Origin of the sequence: Geobacillus lituanicus, from assembly GCF_050994965.1 — a bacterium.
Lineage (GTDB): Bacteria > Bacillota > Bacilli > Bacillales > Anoxybacillaceae > Geobacillus > Geobacillus stearothermophilus.
This window is the reverse complement of the sequence record NZ_CP194773.1, coordinates 74,428-95,147: the sequence shown is the minus strand read 5'-3', so window position 1 is coordinate 95,147 and position 20,720 is coordinate 74,428. Positions and strand designations below refer to the sequence as shown.

Genomic DNA, 20,720 nt, shown 5'->3' with positions numbered 1-20,720 from the left:
TATTCATATCAATGTCGCCATCGATGGCAATAATTTCAAAGGCATATTCTCTAAAAAATTTGTATTTAGGACTAGAATTTAGAAGAAAAATGTATTATTATAGGAGACGTAGAGCATTGAGGAATTATGCTCAAGTGCTAGCAACAGATGCTAGGCTTTCTAATCAGCCCAGCATCTAGCCGTCAAGGATGATATTGGTTGATGTTAGCACCTTTTAGGCAATGAATCTACTAAACGGAAACGTTTAGTACCCATTGCTCTAAAGTTTCATAAAAACGAAGGGGGATTTTGGGCTTTATGGACAAAAAGAAAGCAGTCAAACTCGCCACAGCCAGCGCTGTAGCAGCGAGCGCTTTCGTCGCAGCCAACCCGCATGCTTCCCAAGCAGCCACGGACGTTGCGACGGTCGTCAGCCAAGCGAAAGCGCAAATGAAGCAAGCGTACTATACGTACAGCCACACGGTAACGGAAACGGGCCAATTCCCGGACATTAACGATGTATACGCAGCCTACAACAAAGCAAAACAAGCGTATGCGAACGCTGTCGCTGTTGTGAACAAAGCCGGCGGCGCGAAGAAAGACGCGTATTTGGCTGACTTGCAAGCTACATACGAAACGTATGTATTCAAAGCCAACCCGAAATCGGGCGAAGCGCGCGTGGCTACGTACATCGACGCTTACAACTATGCGACAAAATTAGACGCGATGCGTCAAGAACTCAAAGCAGCCGTCGATGCGAAAGATCTGAAAAAAGCAGAAGAGCTCTACCACAAAATTTCGTACGAGCTCAAAACGCGCACGGTCATCCTTGATCGCGTATACGGCCAAACGACGCGCGAACTCCTCCGTTCGACGTTCAAAGCCGATGCTCAAGCATTGCGCGACAGCTTGATCTACGACATCACCGTTGCCATGAAAGCTCGTGAAGCGCAAGACGCTGTCAAAGCCGGCAACTTGGACAAAGCGAAAGCGGCGCTTGACCAAGTCAACCAATACGTATCGAAAGTAACCGATGCGTTCAAAGCTGAACTGCAAAAAGCAGCACAAGACGCCAATGCGGCGTATGAAGCGGCATTGACGCCGAAGGTTGAGAGTGTAAGTGCGATTAACGCTAAACAAGTTGTTGTTAAGTTCAATAAGGCAGTTCAAGCTGGTACAGCAACTGGTGGTGCTCAAGTAGTTGCAAACTATAGCTTAGATGGTACTAACCCTACACGTGTTGAATTGTAACTATTCAGCCACATCATAAAGTGAGCTGAATATTTTCTTCTTTCCTTGTCTATGATGTGAATACTGATAGACAAGGAGGTGAATCGCATGTTGACGGTACAACAAGCTGTATTTACAGTTGAGAGCTTAATCGGCAAAGTTCAACAACAAAAACAGCTCATTCATCAACTCATTCAAGAAAATGAACATTTGCGTCACGAAAACAAACAACTACGCAAAGAAAATGAACAACTGAAGTACCGTGTTCAAGAGCTGGAAGCACGCACGAAAAAAAACAGCTCCAATAGCCATTTGCCCCCATCTTCTGACCGTTTTGAGAAAAAGCGTTCCTCCCGCGAGCCGTCTGGCAAAAAGCCTGGTGGGCAAGAGGGACATGAGGGGAAGACGCTCCGTCAAGTGGAACATCCACATCATCGTGTCGTCCACCGTGTGCATACGTGTCAAGGATGTGGAGCTTCTTTGTGTGAAGTCAAACCGTTCAAAGTCGATATCCGTCAAGTGTTTGATGTCCCTCGTGTGGCGATCGAGGTGACACAACATGAACGTGAAGTGAAATCGTGTCCACATTGTCGATGCGTGCAACAAGCCGAATTCCCATCCCATGTCACGAATCATGTGCAATACGGTCCACGGCTCACGGCGCTCGTTGTTTATTTACATCATATCCAATTGATCCCGTACAAGCGTTTAAGTGATACAATCGAAGCGTTATATCAACACTCGATTAGTACAGGAACCCTTGCCAATATGGTGAAACGAGGACGCGAAGCGCTGGAATCAAATATGGACATCATCGAAGACGCCTTACTTGAATCCAACATCCTGCATGTCGATGAAACGAGTTTGCGCATCAATGGGAAACTCGCATGGGTGCATGTCGCGTGTACATCGAGATATACATACTTGGCTCCTCACGCTTCTCGTGGAAAAAAAGCGACCGATGATATCGGGATTCTTCCCCGATATGAAGGGACGATGATGCACGATGCGTTCGGTACATATCCGAAATACACACATGCCACCCATGCCCTTTGTCACGCCCATCATTTGCGTGAGTTAAAAGGATTCATCGAACAAGGGCATACGTGGGCGATGCGCATGACCACGTTTCTGTTAGCCGCCAAGCAAGCCGTCGAAGCCCATCACGGTGCACTTTCCGAAGAAGAAGCGAGACGGTGGGAACGAGTGTATGATCGCATCCTAGAAAGAGCACAACACCGATTAGAAACGATGACGCCTCTTCCGAAAAAAGCACTCGCTTTTGTTCGACGCCTTCAAAAACGAAAGGAAGAAGCGCTGCGTTTCTTACGTGAAGTACATGTTCCCTTTGACAACAACCAAGCCGAACGCGATCTTCGCATGGTCAAAGTCAAAGAGAACATTTCGGGTACGTTTCGCGAAGAAACATTCGCGCAGTCGTTTTGCATCGCAAGAAGCATCGTTTCCACACTGACGAAACACGAAAAAAACGTGTGGGATTCGTTATGTCTTCTGTTGGCAGGCGAAACGATCGATCGAGTTCTTTCCGCTACCTAGGGCATTTTCTATGACCGAAATGCCCTATTTGTGCTGGGCTTTTTTATACACTAGCACTGGGGTGAATAGTTACGTTGAATTAAGCGAAGATAAAAAGACTGCTACTTTAACTTTCGGTGCAGGATTTGTATCTAAATTAAACAAATACGTTGAATTTAAAGTTGAAAATATTAAAGATGCTACTGGCAAGGACGTTACTAAGTATCAAGCACCATTATTCTTAGAAGATAAACAAGCTCCAACGGCTACTGTAGAGTATAAAGCGCCTAATGTAGTAGTTAGCTTCTCTGAACCTCTTAAAAAGCAAGGTACACAATTAGGTTCTGTATCAACAAACACTGCTACAGTTGCTGTAGATGGAGTACCAACAACTTCTTATACAATTACTGATGATAATACTAATGGTGATACTTTAACAGGTGCTAGCAAAATTACATTATCTGGTCTTACACCTGGTGAGCATACAATCTCTATCGTAGGTGCTCAAGATTTAGCGGGTAACTTCTTACCAGAATTGACTTTAAAAGTTACTGTTGGTGAAGATAAAACAGCTCCTCAAGTAGTATCAATGACTGCTGAGGGTTCTAAAATTCGCGTTAAATTTAGTGAACCAGTTGTAGATGCCACTCTTAACGGTCAAGCTAACAAACGTTTATGGTTATCAGATGGTACTACTCATGTGTACGCAACATCTGCTGAACAAGTTGATACTGAAGGAAAAGAATATTTAGTAGATGCTTCTGCGTTTATCCCTACAGGTAATAACTTTGTTACTAAAGAATTTACTGTAAAAGCTGGTTCAAAAGATGCTAGTGGAAATACTTCTTCTGATTTTAAACAAACATTAACTATTACTAAAGATGAGACAGCTCCTAAAGTAGTGAGCACATCTTATAAAAATGACCAAATCATTGTGAAGTTTGATGAACCAATTGCACCAGGTACTTCTGCTTTAACAGCTGGAAACAACTTAAATGTTCGCTATATTGATACAGACGGCGTTGTAAAAGTTGATAATGCTGCCGCAATTTCAACAGTTGCTTATGTATACGACGCAAACAACGACGGTGATACTACAGATGTTGGTGAGAACCAATATCTTGTAATTACTGTTACAGACTCTGATTTTGTTGCATCTTCTAAGTTAAAACTCACATTTCGCACCCTAACAAGGTCAAAACAAAGGATTTTTTATTTAGTTTTTCAGAATAACTTTTTGACCAACACGACGAGCGATGGCAATCCTTTTTTTACCATCGCTGGTCGTTCCGTATGACGTTACACGTAAATGCTCTCATCCAGCCCCAACCCCTGCAGAATCCTTCGTTGTTCAGGGGTGAGGGAGCGATCCAGTGAGCGTTGGATGCGTCCATCCGGCAGCTCCAGGAGGACGACGTTCACATATTGAAACAGCTGGAAAATCGCCTGCCCCGTCGGTCGGGTCAGCTTGCGGCCTCCGGCGCCCTTTAATGGGTGTTCGGGTGTGATGAACTGGCGCACTCGGCGCTGAAAAACGCGGTAAATCGCCAAGGCCAACAGAAACAAATAGCCTAATACTGCGACCCGTTCTGGTTTTTTGACGTAAATCTCATCCGTGAAAAACGGATCTTTCAAAAAAGCGAAGTTCATTTCCACCGAGATCTGCCCTTTATACAGCTTCAAGATCTCTTGGGCATCCATGGGTTGGCCCTTCCATTCCTTCGGAACGGTCGTGACAAGGACAAACCGGGACGCTTTCCGTCTTGCCTGTTCCCACGCGTCTTGGTCGAATTCGACGTCAAGGTGCAAGAAATACAGCGTCTCCACCTCGGGTTCCGCCCCTTTTTTCGGCCGTCCGCGCCGTTTTTTCAGGCGTACGGTCTCTTCGACCGCGGCCTCAACCCGATGAAACCGGGGGCGAAGGGACGCCTTGAGGGACGCCAAGGCTTGTTCGGCATCTTCCCGGCAGGAGAAGGGGTGACGCTCCCAACGGGCTTGTTCCTCGCGAAGAAGCTCCGCTTCTTTGGTTCGTTCTTTTTCAAGCGTCTTTCCTTTTCGCTGGTCGAGCGCACTCGATTCGACGACGATCAGCCGAACGGGGTGGCCTTCATAGGTGGAGGATGTTTCCCATACCCGATACGTGGCGCCGTTTCTCTCCGCCAGGGTAAAGGGTTCGCTCCACGGGATGTGAGGCGAATCGGCCTCCGCTAATGCCCGTTTCACGATCCGAAGCGACGAAGGGCCTCGGGTGATCAAAAAGGCGTTGGCCGCTTTGGTTTGCGCCAGAGTGTCTTTTGTCATCGCGGCGGAATCGGCCACGTAAATCCATTCGTCTTCCATCTTGGCTTGTTTGAGCTGTTCGTGGACACGGGACAGCACCTCCGGATTCCACGTTTTGTCAGGCAGGTTGCCGTCGTGCACATCGCCGTAAAACGGGATGCCGTCCTCGTTGCCGACCAGTCCGAAACCGATCTGTTTTTGCCAACGATGATGGCGGTTATAGCCATGTGTGATCTGCAAAGCCTCTAATGAGGCCGATTCATACGCGCCGTAAACGGTCTTGTCCGTCGTATCGGCGTGGAAGGCTCGGAGGGAAAGGCCTTCTTTGCGATAAATATGAATCAAGCAAGTGCTGATGACGTTGTGAATGCCAGCCTCATACAGGCGATCGAGATGACGGGCCAACGCATCGTCGTTCAACCAGGAAGGATGGAGATCGGGACGGATGAGTTTCTCACAATCGACCTCCTGAGCCCAATGTTCCAAGTGAACAAGGGCTTGCCGGCCGTCAAACAGATTGTAGATGATGGCCTGAACGGCATCGCTGACTCGAGTCTGGCACTGTGGATCAACGGGAACGAGATGGTCAATCAATTGGGGCAGGCCCAGTTTCTTGAATAGGGCACTTATTATATTCAAATAATCATTACGATAGACCTTTTTGACTTGAACGTTCATGAGAGAAAAACTCCTTCACTTTCCTTGTGTGTCAAGGATTCATTCGACATCGGAACGAAAAAATCCTCCCGATTTTCGTCGAGAGGGTGCGAAATGTGAGTTAAAAGCAGGTAGCTACGAAGTTACTTTACCAGCTGGAGCTGTTAAGGATTTAAATAATAACAACACTACAGCAACAACAAAAATTACTTTCAATGTAGCTCAAGAAAACACTACATCTGCTACTTTAGGATTAGTTGTTTCTGAAATCTCTCCTGGTGTACTTGAGTTTGAAATTGGTGCTGCAGGTACTGAATTAACATCTGCTGCATTAGATGTAAACAAATTTACAATTAACGGAGCAGCTTTACCAACTGGAACAAAATTATATTTCTTCGGTGATAAGAACACTATCCGTGCAGAGTTACCAGAAGGTACTATTGCTGTAAATGGTATTCGTACTGTGGCAGCAAAAGATATTACTGACAAAAACGGTAATACTTTAACTCAAGCAGCTAAAGACGGTGTTGCTGTTAACTTAACAGAAAACGTTCGTCCAACTGCACAAAAAGTTGAACTTGTAGACAACAAAACTTTACAAGTTACATTCTCTGAAAACCTTAACACACTGCCTACACCTGTGAATGGTATTAAAGTTAAGAAGAACGGTACTTATGTAGATGCTAGTGACTTAACATTTACAAAAACTAATAACAAGTTAACAATTACTACTACAACTACAGTGTTCAATTTAAGTGATTCTATCACTGTTGAGATTTCTGGTACAAATGTTGTTGATATGAATAACAACTTTGTAAAAGACGCAGTTATTAGTAAGTAACATTAAGGATAGCTTCTAGTTTGTTTGGGATAGGTATCTGTCACCACCCAAAAGTGGACTAAAAGCTCTGTGGAGAGCAATCTCTGCGGGGCTTTTCTTTTTGCCCGAATCTGTATCAAGCTTGATTTCAAATATATATTATGATTTTGAACCTACAGTCATAAAGCCTCAATTCCTTTCGGGGAATTGAGGCTATTTTTGTTTTGGGAGGGAAAAGGATGAGCAAGTATCAAACCATCAACCATCAGCAGCTAGAGTTGCTAGAAAGAGAAGTGTCTGTCGGGCAGCCAGCGAAGCGCGTCAACATTGTCAGCCTGAAGCTCGTTCGTGAGTCTAGCGTGCTGTACAGGGAGCGTCAAATCAAGTCGCCGGAAGACGCGTACAAGTTGCTGAAGCCGTTTCTTGTGGAAGCCGACCGTGAGAAGTTTGTCGTTGTCTGCCTTGACACGAAAAACCAGCCGACTGCCATCAACGTTTGCCATGTCGGAAGCCTGAACGCTAGCATCGTGCATCCGAGGGAGGTGATGAAGGCTGCCATTCTCTCCAACTCGGCTTCCATCATCGTAGCCCATAATCATCCCAGCGGTCATTGCGAGCCGTCGAGGGAAGACATCGAGGTAACGAAACGGTTAGTAGAGGCTGGAAGAATCGTTGGCATCGATGTGCTAGACCATTTGATTGTTTGCCCCGAACAATATTTGTCGCTGAAAGAAAAAGGATATATTTGAGAGGAGACGAGAAGATGTTGCACATGGATTGGTTTGTAAGGACAATGAAAAGAACGTTCAACGTAGCAGTTACCATTGACGAGGTGGGCTATGAAGCGTACGAATTCTATCACGAAGAGCTGGACAACTATCTTGTGCCTGAAGAGCATCTGGAAAAGCTGCCGAATCCGCTGCTTTTTGAGACCCTAGCATATGTCGATGGGAACGGAAACGAGTGGATAGCGGGATTTGTAAGAAATGAGGAAACAGCGGAGAAATTGTACGAAGTGTGGATAAAGAATGGGGAGCCAATCGCTTACGAAATATATGTCTGAGATTGGCGGATGTTCGTCCGAGAATTTTCACGGCTAGACCAAATGAAAGGGGAAGGGAAAATGGCAAAATATCACCGCATTATCATTGACGGGATGCCGTACTATCGGGAATACAGCTACGGATTGGACGGCTACGGCGAGATGCTTAGTGAAGATGAGCTTATTCAAATGTTGTTGGAGGAGGTGGTGGACGAGGAGATTGAGATTAGCCAAAGGGAAATCGAAGCCGCTCTGCGTCGGATTGCAGACCATCACGACCGCAACATGCTGCAGAGCTACATCCGCTACTTGGAGCGAATCAGCCGGGAATGAGACCAACTCACGACATTTCTTTTCAAAAACTCACGACAAAACTAAAGGGATTCCAACCATGCATGGCAGATTCGATGAGCGTCAAGGAACCGACATGCTTCCAGCGCCAAAAAACTCCCGACATTATTATATAACTGTCGTGAGCAGGAAGGAGAGAGCGGACCGTGAAACCATATTACTGGTAGAAGGCTATTGATGTATGACGATGTACATCAATAGCCTTTTTGCATTGTAGGAGCATTCCTGTTAGAAGCTTTTTCCGAGGACTTGAACAAAAAAAGAGCATACAGCCGTGCGCAACGCGATTATCCGTTGGACCGACCGGTATTTTCCTGAGTTCTCCGCCGTCTTCTCCAGATTGGGGAAAATGGCGCTGGCCGTGCTGGAACTCACCCCGTTTCCGGAGGAGATCACCGGCCGCACCGTGGAGGAGCTTGTGGAGATCTACCGGCAAAGTGAAGGGCTGAAAGCGCCCCAGAAACCGAAAATCCGGAAACTGCTTGAGGTCGCGAGCCATTCCATTGGCGTGACGGAAGGACAGCAGATGGCCCGTTTTGAGATCGCCGCGCTCGTCCGCCGATATCGCCAATTGGAGGAGGAAATCGCCGCGCTGGATGCGGAACTGACGGCATTGGCGCAAACGACCGTGGAATATCAGTGGTTGAAAACGGTGGATGGCCTGGGAGATGCCACGATCGTTGACCTGTTGGCCGAGATCGGGAGCTTTGCCCACTACCGGGACCCGCGGCAACTGATCAAATTAGCGGGCCTGACGCTCAAGGAGAACTCCTCCGGCCAGCACAAAGGGACAAAACGGATCTCGAAACGGGGACGAAAACGGCTGCGTTCGGTTCTGTTTCGGGCGATGATCCCCCTGATCCGCCATAATGAGGCGTTTCGCGAGTTGCACGATTATTACGCGACCCGTGCGGTGAATCCGCTGTCCAAAAAACAATCGATCGTGGTGTTGTGCGGCAAACTGCTCAAGGTGTTGTTTACCATCTGCGCGAAGAAGCAAGCGTTGGATGGAGAACGAATGAGGCAAGATGTCTTCGCCCATGTCCAAGTCCGGGCCGCCTAGTGCCTGTCTTCTCGCGTAAAACAGGATTCTCTTGACAACAGGATGACACCGGAGAAGCTGGCGCGATATCATCCATTCGACCTTGAGTCCCTGTAGGAGCTTAGCCGGCTTCTGCCTGATAAAGAGACCGAACGAGGGAATGTTGGCGCGAAGACGCCCGGAGACATGGGAGGGTTCGTCCTCATCAGCGATGCAGAGGTCCAAGGGTGCATCGAATACGCTTCCCCCACTGCAGTAAAAAATACCCAGCAGTGGCCGCGAAGCGCACCCAGGGTCTGTAAGATATACACAAAACTGGGAATAGATGTAAGGTATTTGTCGAAAAATATTTTTTGGACACCCCTGAAAGGCCGTAAAGCCTTGATACGTCAATATTTCTAGAGGAAGGTATGATTTTTTGGGATTTCCCCCTACTCGATCAGGTGTTCGTAGAACACCGTCACGGGCATGGCGGGGTGTTCTTTTCTTAGGGCTAAAATATGATCCTCATCATCGGGCGACAGACGCCTTGAGTGGCCGCGGTCCGAACGGCGCTTCGGCTTTAGGGCGTCAAAGCCCCCTTTTTTATATCGGGTGCACCAATCGAGGATCGTCTTGGCTGCGATTCGTTTGTCGCCCTGGTGGGGGACATGGTGCACTCGTTCGCTCACCTCTTTCAGATATGTCTTCGGTTCCACCTGCCCATTCACCAATGGAGCGATCAGCCCGTACCGAAACAGGGCCATGTCGTGTCTCATCGACTCATCCATTCGAATCTCCTCCTTGTCTCACTTGGAATCAGGACCGTTCCGGTCCGTCTGCCCTTATCGTACCGGATCGCTTTTTTTCCGTCGATAGGAAAGGTTTGTGGGAACCTCAACTATTTCTAATTCAGGATATTTATTCAAAATCAGGATCCCATTTGATTCGCAAAAGGGTGTCGGAATCCGTCCTCCCATATGCCTCTGATGACCGAATAGAGACCGTGTTCCTCCAACGTCCGGATCCACCAGGAAGCCCGTTCCTTTTCTTTTTTCACGATAGGGCCTATGATCCCCCACCGCCTCGTAAAAAAGCTGTGAAGGCTTGATAGGTTTCGGCAGAACCGTCGGACATAAAAGAGGATGCCGTCCTTTGTCGGGAGGAACGGAGTCTGGTTCGTCCCCTCGGTCAATCCCAACTGCTCTTTCACGACTTGCCATATGGCGGACAACGTATACTGAAAATACGGGAGGAGAAAGGAAGGCAGCACACTCACCGTCTTCAAGCATTCCCGGCAGCGATACCGGACAATCCAAATGCGATCATCACCATGTGGGGTCAATGCGTTTCGCTCATAGTAACCGTGGCGGTGCAACGGGCGCTTGGCCCGGCAATGCGGACACTGTTTCAGAAGAGGGAAGTCGTTTTCTTTTCCACGTTCTGCATACGTTTAGACGTCAATGCCAAAGTCATGAAATTGGATCACGTCCTCCTCCCCCTCCTCTGAATCGATGGATTTTCTCTTCTGAAATCATTCACAAAAAATTTAGCACATTCTTTCAGAAAAGGGGAGAGGGCTTTCTGAAGGAATGTGCAAAAAAATGGCTCTTTTGTTCCGAAATAAAGTGATAATTTACATAATGACGATCAAATGATCTTGCTACATGAATTTTTTCTGCCGTTTGGCGGACAATTAAATCCACATAACCGTTGGGTGGTCTTGTCCAACCTCATTCCTTGGTCAAGAGCGGAAAAGGAATACAAGGTGATGTAAGGCAGGGAAACAAGGCTTTTTCGGTTCGTTTGGCACTTGGGGCACTGGTCATTCAGGAACGCCTGAATTTGAGTGATGAAGAAACCGTCCGGCAGATTACGGAAAACCCGTATCTCCAATACTTCATCGGGTTGCCGTCGTTCCAGGATGAAGCGCCTCTCCACCCTTCTTCTATGACTCATTTCCGGAAACGGCTTGGCCGCGATATCCTTAACCGGGTCAACGAATGGGTGGCGGAAGCACAGACAAAACCTTCTCCGGAAGACCAGATTATCACGAAGGATCATACCTCCAGGAATCTGTTGAGGCCTACCGCAGACGATACGGCGTTTATCCGGAAGCTGCACTGGCAGATCAGATTGACAGGATGCGAGAGAACCGCCAGTATGGCCAAAAACTGGGCATCCGTCTGAGCGAGCCGAAACTGGGACGTCCTTCAAAAGACAGGGAGGAAAGCAGCGCCCACAAACAAATTGAATGCCAAGACGCCTTGGATCGGAACGCCGTCGAAGGCAAATTTGGCGAGGGCAAGCGTGCTTATGGGCTTGGTCTTATTCGAGCACGCCTTCAACAGACAAGCGAAACCGTCATTGCCCTCCAATTCTTGGTCATGAACCTTGAAAAGATCCTTCGGGATACTTTTTTGCCTTTTTTTTCACTTGTTCGTTCGACGGATATTTTTATCTCAGAGACTCAGAATGGCAATTTATTTATAGGAAAAAAAGTTGTTCAGTATTCCCTAATTATAAATTATTGTGTTTCAGTAGCATAAATGCTATCATATGTGTAATAATATATATGTAAAGGGTAGAGGATGTTGTTTGAGGTAATATACACAGGAAATGTAAAGGAATTTGAAAATTATCTCTTGAATAAGGCAGAGCAAGAACTTAGACAAAAAGGTCATCCGGGTATATGGTGTCATGTTGCTGATGTATATGCAAGGCAACTTACGATTATTCAACATAATCCATATCCTTCTGATCCAGAGGACAACAGCTTTCTGGACGATATAACCCCTCCATCATTGAAACATCTTAGCATGAATACTCGTTATGATAATTTTTACAGATGGGGTATAAGGGGTGGAAGAGATGGAAATCACAGGATTATATTTGCGATCCACAATTTTTCAAAAGTCATACTGCTCCATTATTTCGACAAGCAGTATAATGGAGCGATAAGACGAGAGGATATTGTGCCTGCCGAATCAGCATATGAAAGTTATTGCGCTTTTGATCCTTACCTTTATTGATCAACTGGGAGGGAAAAAGAATGAGTGATTTTTTTAAGAAATATGCAGCTATTCGAGGCGAGCAGCATGTTCAAAAACTTCAATTAGAGGGAACTATAGCTGCACAAATCAAAACAAGACGGAAGCAGCTGAATATGTCTCAACAGGAACTTGCAGACCGTATTGGAGTTCCAAAATCCACGATTGGGAGAATTGAAGCGGGGCTTACAAGCCCTAGAGTAGAGACACTTTTTAAAATCTCGCAGGCATTGAATACCCCTTTCATCATTGATGGTACAAGTAGACAGGATCATAACTTGCATGTTCAAGTTTAGCGCATAATTAATACGCTTATATTATCGAAGCAGTTCCTTGGAGAGAAAATTCTCCAAGAAACTTGTTTTTTAACATCTATCCGACAGAAGTCTCTCACCTTCAAGGAATGTGCAGGGCAAAGCCCAATGAGTAGGTGGGAGATGAGTGTGAGTAAAATATTTGTGGGTGACATTCCGAAATGATCCCCGACGAGGATTGCGAACTTTTGTTCGCAACACTCGTCGGGGGTACCAAGCGAAGCGCGGTAGGAAAAAGCTGATCTCATGCAAAAGATTGCTTTTAAGTTTGAAGCGTGGACGGATGGCGCCAAAGAAACGATTGAGGCGATTACCGCCGTTCTTAAGAAGCATGCAAGAAGTTGAAGTGGTTACGCGCCTGTCGCTTTTTGATGGATGGGACGGTGTGGCTAAGGCGGAGGTTGAAAGGGAAACGGGGGATTGGAAATGGCGCATGTATTTCAAATGAAAACGAAACCGCATGGGTTTCAGCGGTACGACGAATTCATTCGCGATCAAGTCATAGGGATTGGCTGGCCGCTGATCGGCAATTTAGACGGCATAAGCAAAGATGAACTGAGAGAGCGATTGCGCAACGTGTACCATTATTCGGGGGCGAAGCTTGGCAACGCTCTTGGCGCAATCTGGGCGTTTGTCCATACGATGGAACAAGGGGATATCGTGTTGGTTCGCAATGGAGCGTGGCTCAGCATCGGGATCATTGGCCCCTATCGCTATGTGAAACATCTCGACAATGATATCGATGGGTTTTGCCATCAACGGTCGGTTGAGTGGAAGGTCATGAATGAAAACGTTCGCTTGTATAATGAGAACGTGCATGAAACATTGCGGCACCGGGGAGTTGTGACAAAAAGCAAATATACTGTACACGAACTTCAACTAGGGATTTAACGGTGAAGCAGGAATGTTTGAGATATATATGAAATGGTTCAAAGGTCGAAAATAGTCATTTCGTCTCACTTCCTCGCGAAGAAAATCATGGTACAATGATGATGAAAGGTACAGCTAAGGAAACTTAGCGTCACAAAGCTACAGGGGCTAAGGGGAAACCTATGCCAGCCAGCTGCCATTACCAAAAAATAAAGGAGGAATTGGTAATGTTGAAGAAAGGATGGCCAATTTTGGTGGCGTCGATGCTCGTCGCCTCTCCGGCGTGGGCGGCCGCCAAACCTGCGGGCAAAGCGCATGAGCGCGAAACGATGGTGAAGAAAGTGGAAGTCGTCGTCAAGAAGAAGACGGAACAAAAGGAAACAGAGGCGAAGAAAAAACAGGAATCGTCCAAGCAACAAAAATGGCTTGCGCAAAAGTTGGCGCAGTTACATAAAAAAGTAGGCCAAATTGAAGAGCGGCTAGACAAAGTGACCGCTCGCATTCAAGCATTGAGCGAAGCGGAATCGGCAACGGACACGCAAACGACGCCTGCTGATTCGTTGCCAACGGGCGAGCCGTCTGCTTCTCAACCGACAGAAGTCACAGCGGCAACTGACGCTCCGAGTGGACAAGCCATAGCGGCCAATGACGCTGCCGCTCCAGCTTCCAGCGGGCAAACGGTAACGGAGGCGCCGTCTCCGAATTCTCCACAACCTGTTGGTGAAGACCAAGAGGAACTCGATGAAGAAAAACAAGAGCAAATTGATGGCCTCATCGGCCAGCTCATCGCGCTGTCCAACCAGCTGCGGGCGGTGACGAATGAAATTCGCGCCCTTGAAAAGAAAGTCGGCGCCAACAACGCAGACATTCAGAAGTTAAAAGAAAAAGTCAAGGCGTTGAACGACCAAGTGCAAGCGAACAAAAAGGCGTTGCTCAATTTGCTATAGAAATGAGGAAGGGCGCCAGTGGAGGGCGCTCTTCGTTGTGTTGCAATGGTGACCTTCTATTTTTGCTTGGGTTGCTTCTTTTCCTGCTCTTTTAGAAAAGACATTCCTTCAAGGCATATTCTCTCTGCGAATAATGGATTATTTGAACAGCTTTTCTGCTTCCTTATCTACTCCTCTTTTTGTATATTCAAAGACGAGTGACCAGTATAGAGCAACTTTTGCTGTGGACCACATTTTTTCATTTTTGATAGTATATAATACGTCCCTAATTTTAAACGGAATGAAGAGTATTTGTTCCATTTCCCATTTCCCTGGGATTCCTCTGCTGCGTTGTTTCATAATTTCTTCGGCTTTTTCTTTACAGTGCGCAATGCCGATGATATTCCATTGATAGTATTGTTCATCTACACCGAACCCAAGAAATTTTATATTTTCCCTAGGGATGACAACGCCTAGCTCCTCTTCTGCGCCACGTACAGCAGTATTAAATAGGTCCGGCCCTTGTCCTACCGCTTTACGGTCGTGGGAAGGATGGATTGCTTCGACAACGCTAATATCCAACTCGTTTGGCCGCACCCCGCTTTCAGGCGATCGTTTGGTTAAAATGACGTAATTGTCTGAAGTAATGACAGTGATGGCTACGCCAACGCCGTTTGCTAGCGCTGGGATTGGTTGCCTAACTGTGTTTCCGGCCAAGTATTTCTCTCGGATTGTATAACCGGAAGGAAGTTGTTTATCTAGATTCATATTTAACGCTTTAAATGTATAATAATCTGAAGGAACGAACGAAAAAATGACTTTCATATCCTCATTCACTTTTGTTCGTAGAATTGAATATTTTTCGAGAGAGAGCAAAGGTCCATTCCAACTGTAGCTTTCCCCCCGTTGTTTCTTTGCATCTTCCGCTTTTTCTATTTCTCTCCTCAAAATTTTTAAATCACTGGGAAGCTCAACTGCATGGTTGTTTACTCTTGTTTCAATATTTTCAGGAGAGTAGGTCATAACGCCATCTCCGTCACAAACAATAAACGAAGTAGTTTCATTCCCAATGGTAAAATATGAGGGATCTTTAATAGTTTTTGGCTTTGCAAGGAGGCGCTTCATGTATTTGACAAATTTCCCCCAAGCCTCCTTTAGAGGGTCTCCTAAAATGACCCCGATGATCACACCGAGAACAGCATTGATGATGTCCCGCAACATTGCATACTCCCCTTGCAAATAAAAGCTCCAAGTTTTTATTTAATCATAACATTGATGAACGATGCGTGTCACTCCTTTAATGTCGGCTGTCATTCCTTCTTTTTCTATCTTCCAACGGTTTTTTGATGTGTTCTGCTAATGTTGAGCTGTCAATCGCTCGTCGGACGGCGGTTTCAATGATAATATACAGCATGAATGTAGAAAAGAAGATTGAAGAGATCAACCATCCCCAAGAATAGGACATTGTGCTTTCCTCTATCTCTTTCGATATTGTCTGTTTATTTCCTCTATTTTTTTGTTTGTTTTTTCTATCAAAATTTTGTTGCTTTTATGGTAATATGTATAGAGATGACAATGATTTGATCTGAGTGAGGGGGATGGGCATTGAAAAAACGGAAGAAATACGCGGCGGCGAGCGTGGTGTTGGCGTTGGGGCTGCTTGCTCCGGCTGTGTTGCCGACCGCAGCGGGCGCGGAAGACCGAGATGTCGTCAAGCTGCGCATTTTAGAGACGACGGACGTACATATGAATCTCGTCAACTACGATTATTTCAAAGATAGTCCGACGAATGAGTTTGGGTTGTCGAAGACGGCGCGTTTGATCGAGCAGGCGCGCGCTGAGCAGCCGAATACGCTTCTGTTTGACAACGGGGATTTGATTCAAGGAACGCCGCTTGGCGACTATGTGGCGAAAGTGAAGCCGCTGCAAGACGGCGAAGTGCATCCAGCGGTGAAACTGTTGCATTTGTTGAAGTACGATGCGGCGACGGTTGGGAACCATGAGTTCAACTATGGCTTGGATTTCCTCAATGAAGTGTATGACGATGCCAAGCTGCCGATCGTGAATGCGAACGTGTACCGTGACGATCATGACCAAAATCCGGATAACGATGTCAACTATTTCACGCCGTATCAAATTTTAGCGAAAGAAGTCGTTGATGAAGACGGGGAGAAGCATACGCTGAAGATCGGCGTCATCGGCTTTGTGCCGCCGCAAATTATGGATTGGGACAAAGCGAATTTGCAAGGGAAAGTGATTGCGAAAGACATTGTGCAGTCGGCGCAAAAGTATATTCCAAAAATGAAAGCGGAAGGGGCCGATTTGATCGTTGTGCTATCGCACTCGGGCATTGAGACCGGCGGAAACAGCCCGAATATGGAAAACGCATCGTATTATTTGACGCAAATTCCGGGGATCGACGCCGTGTTGACCGGCCACCAGCATAAAAAATTCCCGGCCCTTCCAGGCACGACACCAGATTTTCCGGACGGAAACGGAATCAACAATGAAACCGGCACGATCAACGGTGTTCCGGTGACGATGCCGGGTTCATGGGGAGATACGCTCGGCGTGATCGATTTGACGGTCGAGCAAGTCGACGGAAAATGGAAAGTGACGCAAGCGAAAGCCCAACTCCGTCCAGTGTATGACAAGGCGACGAAAACGCCGCTTGTCGACAGCGACCCGGCCGTTGAGCAGGCGATCCAAGCGGAACATGAAGCGACGATTCAGTACGTCCGCAGCCCGGTTGGAAAAACAACGAGCCCGATCAACAGCTATTTTGCGCTTATCAAAGACGATCCGTCCGTGCAAATCGTCACGAATGCGCAAAAATGGTATGTCGAAAAGATGTTGAAAGGGACGAAATATGAAGGCCTTCCGGTGCTGTCGGCCGGCGCTCCGTTCAAAGCCGGCGGACGCGGCGGGGCGAGCTATTATACCGACATCCCGGCAGGGGAAATCGCCATTAAAAACGTCGCCGATTTGTACTTGTATCCGAACACGGTGTATGCGTTGAAAATTACGGGAGCCGAGTTGAAAGAATGGCTTGAGTGGTCGGCGGGGCAATTCAACCAAATCGACCCGAACAAGACAGACGTTCAGCCGCTTGTGAACAACGACTTCCCGACGTACAACTTCGACATTATTGATGGAGTGACGTACGAGATCGATGTGACCGAGCCGGCGAAATACGACAAAAACCAAAATGTGATCAATCCGAATGCGAACCGGATTAAAAACTTGAAATTCGAAGGCAAGCCAGTGACGCCGAACATGGAATTTATCGTCGCAACGAACAACTATCGGGCGACGACAAACCGGATCATCAATCCGGGCGGGAAAAACACGATTTTGGCTGCGCCGGATGAAAACCGGCAAGTGATCATCGATTACATTCGGGAAAACGGAACGATCAACCCGTCAGCGGATGGCAACTGGCGGTTTGCGCCAGTGAAAGGGAAAGCGCCGGTGACCGTCACGTTTGAATCGTCGCCGGAAGCGCAAAAATACTTGCCGCAAGACGGCAGCATCCGCTATGTCACCGCCTTGCCGAGCGGATTTGCCCAATATGAATTTGCCTTGCCGCTTTGGAAGGAAGAAAAGCCCAACCCGCCAAAGCAGCCGGAGAAGCCAACCACTCCTCCAGGCCAAGTGAAAAAAGTGTACTGGGATGGCGTGGAGCTGAAAAAAGGGCAAATCGGCCGCTTGACGGTGCAAAAGCCGATCAATCTATGGAAACGGACGAAGGATGGGCGCCTTGTGTTCGTCCGCATCTTACAGCCTGGGGAAGTGTACCGCGTCTACGGGTATGATGCGCGCTTCGGCGGGCAGTACGCGGTCGGCGGCGGGTATTACGTGACCGACATCGACACGCACATCCGCTACGAAACGCCGTCAAAGGAGAAGTTGAAGTTGGTGAATGGGGAGTAAGCAAGAAAGCGAGGCTGTCCGAATGAATGGGGCAGCCTCGCTTTTTGCATGCTTATCATTCCGAATTGAGAAGACCCCACTTCTACGCGTGAGCATAAGTGGGGGATGAATCGCTGTCTTCGTAAGATCGCTGAACCGTGGGATGCACGGGGATGGCTTGGTTCATAGCCTGCCGCGGGGGTTCCCAAGAATCTCCCGCCTCTAAGTGCAAGCATAGGGGGAGAGCGTTCAAGTTAGTTGGTAATGAATGAAGGTGTTATGATGCTCACAGTTCAAATCATTTGACGGAGTAATAGTCAGTGGCAGTGACGTCGCTGTTAAAGTGTAGCCATAGACATTGCGGTTGACCAAGGACAGTTTGGAACACAGTCAGTATGGTATGGATGTTTTTTGCAAGCAAAAAATGCAGAGAAGTGCAAGAAAAAATACATAGGCTTGCCAGCTCAAGACTTAAGGTTCCAGACCGGAGGCAGAGGACGGCTGGATCGCGGAGAGAGCGTTCCGCAGTCGATAGCTCTCTCCCGTAAAGGCCAAGATGTGGGCGTGGTGAACCAAGCGATCCACCAACGCTGCCGTCAAACGGTTGTCCCCAAACACCCGATTCCACTGTCCAAATTCTAGATTCGATGTCACCATGACGCTTTTTCGCTCGTAACAGTCGGCGATAATATGAAACAACAGTTCCGATCCTTGCTTTTGAAACGGCACATAGCCGAGTTCATCCAAAATCAACAGTTCGCATGGGTCGAGGCTTCGTTTCAGCCGTCCGAGCGTGCCGTTTTTCAACGCCTCTTCCAGCTGGGCGACAAGATCCGCGACGCGGAAAAACCGAACCTCATGGCCTTGTTGGCACGCCTGAATGCCAAGTGCTGTGGCGAGATGGGTTTTCCCCGTTCCAGGTGAACCTAAAAGCAGAACGTTTTGCTTTCGCTCCAAAAAGCGAAGGTCACACAGTTCCTCCCTCGATGTCGTGGCTGGCCAATGGATATGACCCGACCATTCGTAATCCTTCAGCCATTTCAACTCCCGAAACTTGGCTTTCTTGATCAGCCGAGCCTGTTTCGCTTCTTGGCGGCACGACAGTTCCAGCGCCAATACATCCCGCAAAAACTGTTCTTTCGTTTCGAATCTCACCTCCTCGAATCGATCTGCGATATAGGCCAAATGCAGCGCTTTACAAATCTCTTTCACCTCTGCTCTCATCTCTGGACACCCCCTTCCCGAGCGGGATGAAGACGTTGATCATACACCGTTAAATCCGTTTCATAGTCGATTAGAACGGAAGGGGTGTATGATTCTTCCCACTTGTCCGGGTAATAGGAGTGCTTCGCTTCCATCAACACGCCGATTTCATGAGGAGCCAAGTCCCATCGCTGACTCTCCTCGAGCCACTGGGCGATTTCGTAAAGCGTGTGCCGATCCAACAGCGCTCGCAGTCCTTTCAAACGGGCCACCACCTGGGGCGGGGGGCCAGCCAGAATACGTTCGGATCGCCTCCGGCAAGTACGTCCGGTAGCGGGAATGTCCGACAACCCGGGGTTTGGTCTCCCACTCAGCGAAAATCTCTTTCCAAGGGATTTCGCGTTTCACGTTCGTATACGGCCTGGGCGCTTCAAGATGGACGTCTCCATCGGAAGAGAACACAACGAAACGATTCCATTCTTTCTTCACCAACACCCGGTTGGGGACGGACAGGCCATGGACGACGAACGCCTTCCCATCCACCATCACTTCTCCGTACTTATTCACGTAAGCGTGATCGAGGGAGAAGATCGGAAGATCTTGTTCCGGCAACGCCAACAGCTCCGGTTGCTCTTCCTGCCATAGTTCCTCGATCCACCGCCCCTTTTCATAATGAGGACGGTTTCGGTCCTCGACCATCTTGCGATGCAGCCACTCCACCAGCTCCGGATCCGACTCCATCAATGGAGCGGGGATGAAACAAAGGTTGCGAGTGTAATAGACTTTTCGCTCCGCATTTCCTTTCTCATGTCCACTGTATGGATTGCACACTTGTACATCAAACCGATAGTAGAGTTGAAATTTCTCAAAAGCCTCGGTGAATCGGCGTTCTCCCCCTTTTCGAATCGACACAATGGCCGCGGACAAATTGTCAATGCGCAATGCCTTTGGCACTCCCCCAGCCTGACGAAACAGCTGCGTCAACCCATGGAGGAAGCATTCACTGTTTTCCGCCGGCAGCGGATAAGCAAACGCAGCGTTGCTATAGGGAAAGCTCATGATCAAAACCGATCGCTCTTCTTCCTTCCCCTCCTTCGTCACAACCGTCATCTTCCCGAAATCCACCTGCGCCTCGCCTGGCGGGTGCTCCAGTCGTTCATAGCGCTGTTCTTTCTCGAGCTTGAGCTGCGGTCTTCGTTTTTGCACGTACGCGCAAACGGTGCGATACGAGCCTTGAAATCCATGGTCACGACAAAGCGCTTCAAACATCGTCTTGTTCGTTCGCCGTTGTTTTCTCGGCAGTTTGGCATCCTCCTCCAACCAGTCATCAATGATTTGCCCGTACCCTTCTTCCTCCATCATCCCCTTTTTGCGTTTGATGGTTGGTTGGACAGAAATGTCTCCATCTGCGTATTTCTTGACCGTTCTCCAGTTATATCCCGTTTCACGGGAAATTTCCGCAATCGATAACCCTTTCTTTTCACGCAGTTTTCTGATACGATTAATTTCGGGCATTGCCAGCATCCTTT

General features: G+C 47.7%; 14 protein-coding genes, 6 pseudogenes and 1 riboswitch. Of the genes and pseudogenes, 14 read left to right on the top strand and 6 right to left on the bottom strand.

Annotated features, from left to right (window positions below):
* Positions 1-297: 297 nt before the first annotated feature.
* The 3 genes and pseudogenes from ACR1UW_RS00395 to ACR1UW_RS00385 all read left to right on the top strand — a co-directional run.
* Positions 298-1,158, top strand: a pseudogene (locus ACR1UW_RS00395) (S-layer protein); the annotation flags it as partial.
* A 159-nt stretch (positions 1,159-1,317) separates the two neighbouring features.
* Positions 1,318-2,766, top strand: coding sequence for an IS66-like element ISBst12 family transposase (locus tag ACR1UW_RS00390; protein WP_498932894.1), 1,449 nt, complete (start codon positions 1,318-1,320; stop codon positions 2,764-2,766).
* A gap of 10 nt (positions 2,767-2,776) precedes the next feature.
* Entirely contained in the window at positions 2,777-4,042 is a 1,266-nt protein-coding gene (locus ACR1UW_RS00385) for a hypothetical protein (protein ID WP_498934233.1), read from the top strand.
* Between the two features lie 2 nt (positions 4,043-4,044).
* Here ACR1UW_RS00385 and ACR1UW_RS00380 read toward each other — a convergent pair whose 3' ends face one another.
* Positions 4,045-5,703, bottom strand: a complete 1,659-nt coding sequence (locus tag ACR1UW_RS00380) for an IS1634 family transposase (protein WP_429903820.1) — start codon at positions 5,701-5,703, stop codon at positions 4,045-4,047.
* Here ACR1UW_RS00380 and ACR1UW_RS00375 point away from each other — a divergent pair.
* From ACR1UW_RS00375 to ACR1UW_RS00355, 5 genes and pseudogenes are all read left to right on the top strand, one after another.
* Complete coding sequence (locus ACR1UW_RS00375) at positions 5,702-6,523, top strand: hypothetical protein (RefSeq protein ID WP_498934231.1); 822 nt, start codon at positions 5,702-5,704, stop codon at positions 6,521-6,523. The genes ACR1UW_RS00380 and ACR1UW_RS00375 overlap by 2 nt on opposite strands.
* Positions 6,524-6,741: 218 nt before the next feature.
* The gene (locus tag ACR1UW_RS00370; protein WP_498934229.1) at positions 6,742-7,251 is read left to right on the top strand and encodes a JAB domain-containing protein; all 510 of its coding nucleotides are present in this window, start codon (positions 6,742-6,744) and stop codon (positions 7,249-7,251) included.
* A 14-nt stretch (positions 7,252-7,265) separates the two neighbouring features.
* On the top strand, positions 7,266-7,565 hold the full coding sequence (locus tag ACR1UW_RS00365) for a hypothetical protein (protein WP_498934227.1): 300 nt from the start codon (positions 7,266-7,268) through the stop codon (positions 7,563-7,565).
* 60 nt (positions 7,566-7,625) lie between these two features.
* The gene (locus ACR1UW_RS00360; protein ID WP_498934225.1) at positions 7,626-7,877 is read left to right on the top strand and encodes a hypothetical protein; all 252 of its coding nucleotides are present in this window, start codon (positions 7,626-7,628) and stop codon (positions 7,875-7,877) included.
* A gap of 277 nt (positions 7,878-8,154) precedes the next feature.
* Positions 8,155-8,958: pseudogene (locus ACR1UW_RS00355) on the top strand (transposase); the annotation flags it as partial.
* 413 nt (positions 8,959-9,371) lie between these two features.
* Here the strand turns inward: ACR1UW_RS00355 and ACR1UW_RS00350 are convergent.
* Both ACR1UW_RS00350 and ACR1UW_RS00345 read right to left on the bottom strand, forming a co-directional pair.
* Positions 9,372-9,707, bottom strand: a pseudogene (locus ACR1UW_RS00350) (helix-turn-helix domain-containing protein); the annotation flags it as partial.
* Positions 9,708-9,847: 140 nt separating this feature from the next.
* Positions 9,848-10,405 (bottom strand): annotated as a pseudogene (locus ACR1UW_RS00345) (DUF6431 domain-containing protein).
* Between the two features lie 165 nt (positions 10,406-10,570).
* On the opposite strand from ACR1UW_RS00345, the pseudogene ACR1UW_RS00340 reads away from it, so the two are divergent.
* The 5 genes and pseudogenes from ACR1UW_RS00340 to ACR1UW_RS00320 form a co-directional block, all read left to right on the top strand.
* Positions 10,571-11,345, top strand: a pseudogene (locus tag ACR1UW_RS00340) (transposase); the annotation flags it as partial.
* A gap of 162 nt (positions 11,346-11,507) precedes the next feature.
* The gene (locus ACR1UW_RS00335; protein WP_131874295.1) at positions 11,508-11,948 is read left to right on the top strand and encodes a hypothetical protein; all 441 of its coding nucleotides are present in this window, start codon (positions 11,508-11,510) and stop codon (positions 11,946-11,948) included.
* 20 nt (positions 11,949-11,968) lie between these two features.
* Complete coding sequence (locus ACR1UW_RS00330; protein ID WP_015865141.1) at positions 11,969-12,262, top strand: helix-turn-helix domain-containing protein; 294 nt, start codon at positions 11,969-11,971, stop codon at positions 12,260-12,262.
* A 444-nt stretch (positions 12,263-12,706) separates the two neighbouring features.
* The gene (locus ACR1UW_RS00325; protein ID WP_456307969.1) at positions 12,707-13,171 is read left to right on the top strand and encodes a DUF8426 domain-containing protein; all 465 of its coding nucleotides are present in this window, start codon (positions 12,707-12,709) and stop codon (positions 13,169-13,171) included.
* 97 nt (positions 13,172-13,268) lie between these two features.
* A riboswitch (cyclic di-GMP riboswitch) is annotated at positions 13,269-13,351 on the top strand.
* A 26-nt stretch (positions 13,352-13,377) separates the two neighbouring features.
* On the top strand, positions 13,378-14,097 hold the full coding sequence (locus tag ACR1UW_RS00320; protein ID WP_023633615.1) for a hypothetical protein: 720 nt from the start codon (positions 13,378-13,380) through the stop codon (positions 14,095-14,097).
* Between the two features lie 138 nt (positions 14,098-14,235).
* Here the strand turns inward: ACR1UW_RS00320 and ACR1UW_RS00315 are convergent, their stop codons facing one another.
* Positions 14,236-15,297: an NUDIX hydrolase gene (locus ACR1UW_RS00315; protein ID WP_021321947.1), complete on the bottom strand. Its 1,062-nt coding sequence runs from the start codon at positions 15,295-15,297 to the stop codon at positions 14,236-14,238.
* Positions 15,298-15,681: 384 nt separating this feature from the next.
* Here ACR1UW_RS00315 and ACR1UW_RS00310 point away from each other — a divergent pair, with 384 nt between their 5' ends.
* Entirely contained in the window at positions 15,682-18,009 is a 2,328-nt protein-coding gene (locus ACR1UW_RS00310) for a bifunctional 2',3'-cyclic-nucleotide 2'-phosphodiesterase/3'-nucleotidase (RefSeq protein WP_498934221.1), read from the top strand.
* 450 nt (positions 18,010-18,459) lie between these two features.
* On the opposite strand, the gene istB is transcribed toward ACR1UW_RS00310, so the two are convergent.
* Entirely contained in the window at positions 18,460-19,212 is a 753-nt protein-coding gene (gene istB, locus ACR1UW_RS00305; RefSeq protein ID WP_011230286.1) for an IS21-like element helper ATPase IstB, read from the bottom strand.
* Positions 19,209-20,715: pseudogene (istA, locus tag ACR1UW_RS00300) on the bottom strand (IS21 family transposase). The gene istB and the pseudogene istA overlap by 4 nt, the downstream one beginning before the upstream one ends.
* Between the last annotated feature and the right edge of the window lie 5 nt (positions 20,716-20,720).

Bases quoted from the DNA above. Each gene is read 5' to 3' on its own strand.
- ACR1UW_RS00365 (WP_498934227.1), top strand. From the start codon at position 7,266: ATGTTGCACATGGATTGGTTTGTAAGGACAATGAAAAGAACGTTCAAC.
- ACR1UW_RS00330 (WP_015865141.1), top strand. From the start codon at position 11,969: ATGAGTGATTTTTTTAAGAAATATGCAGCTATTCGAGGCGAGCAGCAT.
- ACR1UW_RS00370 (WP_498934229.1), top strand. From the start codon at position 6,742: ATGAGCAAGTATCAAACCATCAACCATCAGCAGCTAGAGTTGCTAGAA.
- ACR1UW_RS00390 (WP_498932894.1), top strand. From the start codon at position 1,318: ATGTTGACGGTACAACAAGCTGTATTTACAGTTGAGAGCTTAATCGGC.
- ACR1UW_RS00315 (WP_021321947.1), bottom strand. From the start codon at position 15,297: ATGTTGCGGGACATCATCAATGCTGTTCTCGGTGTGATCATCGGGGTC.
- ACR1UW_RS00320 (WP_023633615.1), top strand. From the start codon at position 13,378: ATGTTGAAGAAAGGATGGCCAATTTTGGTGGCGTCGATGCTCGTCGCC.
- ACR1UW_RS00360 (WP_498934225.1), top strand. From the start codon at position 7,626: ATGGCAAAATATCACCGCATTATCATTGACGGGATGCCGTACTATCGG.
- istB (WP_011230286.1), bottom strand. From the start codon at position 19,212: ATGAGAGCAGAGGTGAAAGAGATTTGTAAAGCGCTGCATTTGGCCTAT.
- ACR1UW_RS00385 (WP_498934233.1), top strand. From the start codon at position 2,777: ATGACCGAAATGCCCTATTTGTGCTGGGCTTTTTTATACACTAGCACT.
- ACR1UW_RS00325 (WP_456307969.1), top strand. From the start codon at position 12,707: ATGGCGCATGTATTTCAAATGAAAACGAAACCGCATGGGTTTCAGCGG.
- ACR1UW_RS00375 (WP_498934231.1), top strand. From the start codon at position 5,702: ATGAGAGAAAAACTCCTTCACTTTCCTTGTGTGTCAAGGATTCATTCG.
- ACR1UW_RS00335 (WP_131874295.1), top strand. From the start codon at position 11,508: ATGTTGTTTGAGGTAATATACACAGGAAATGTAAAGGAATTTGAAAAT.
- ACR1UW_RS00380 (WP_429903820.1), bottom strand. From the start codon at position 5,703: ATGAACGTTCAAGTCAAAAAGGTCTATCGTAATGATTATTTGAATATA.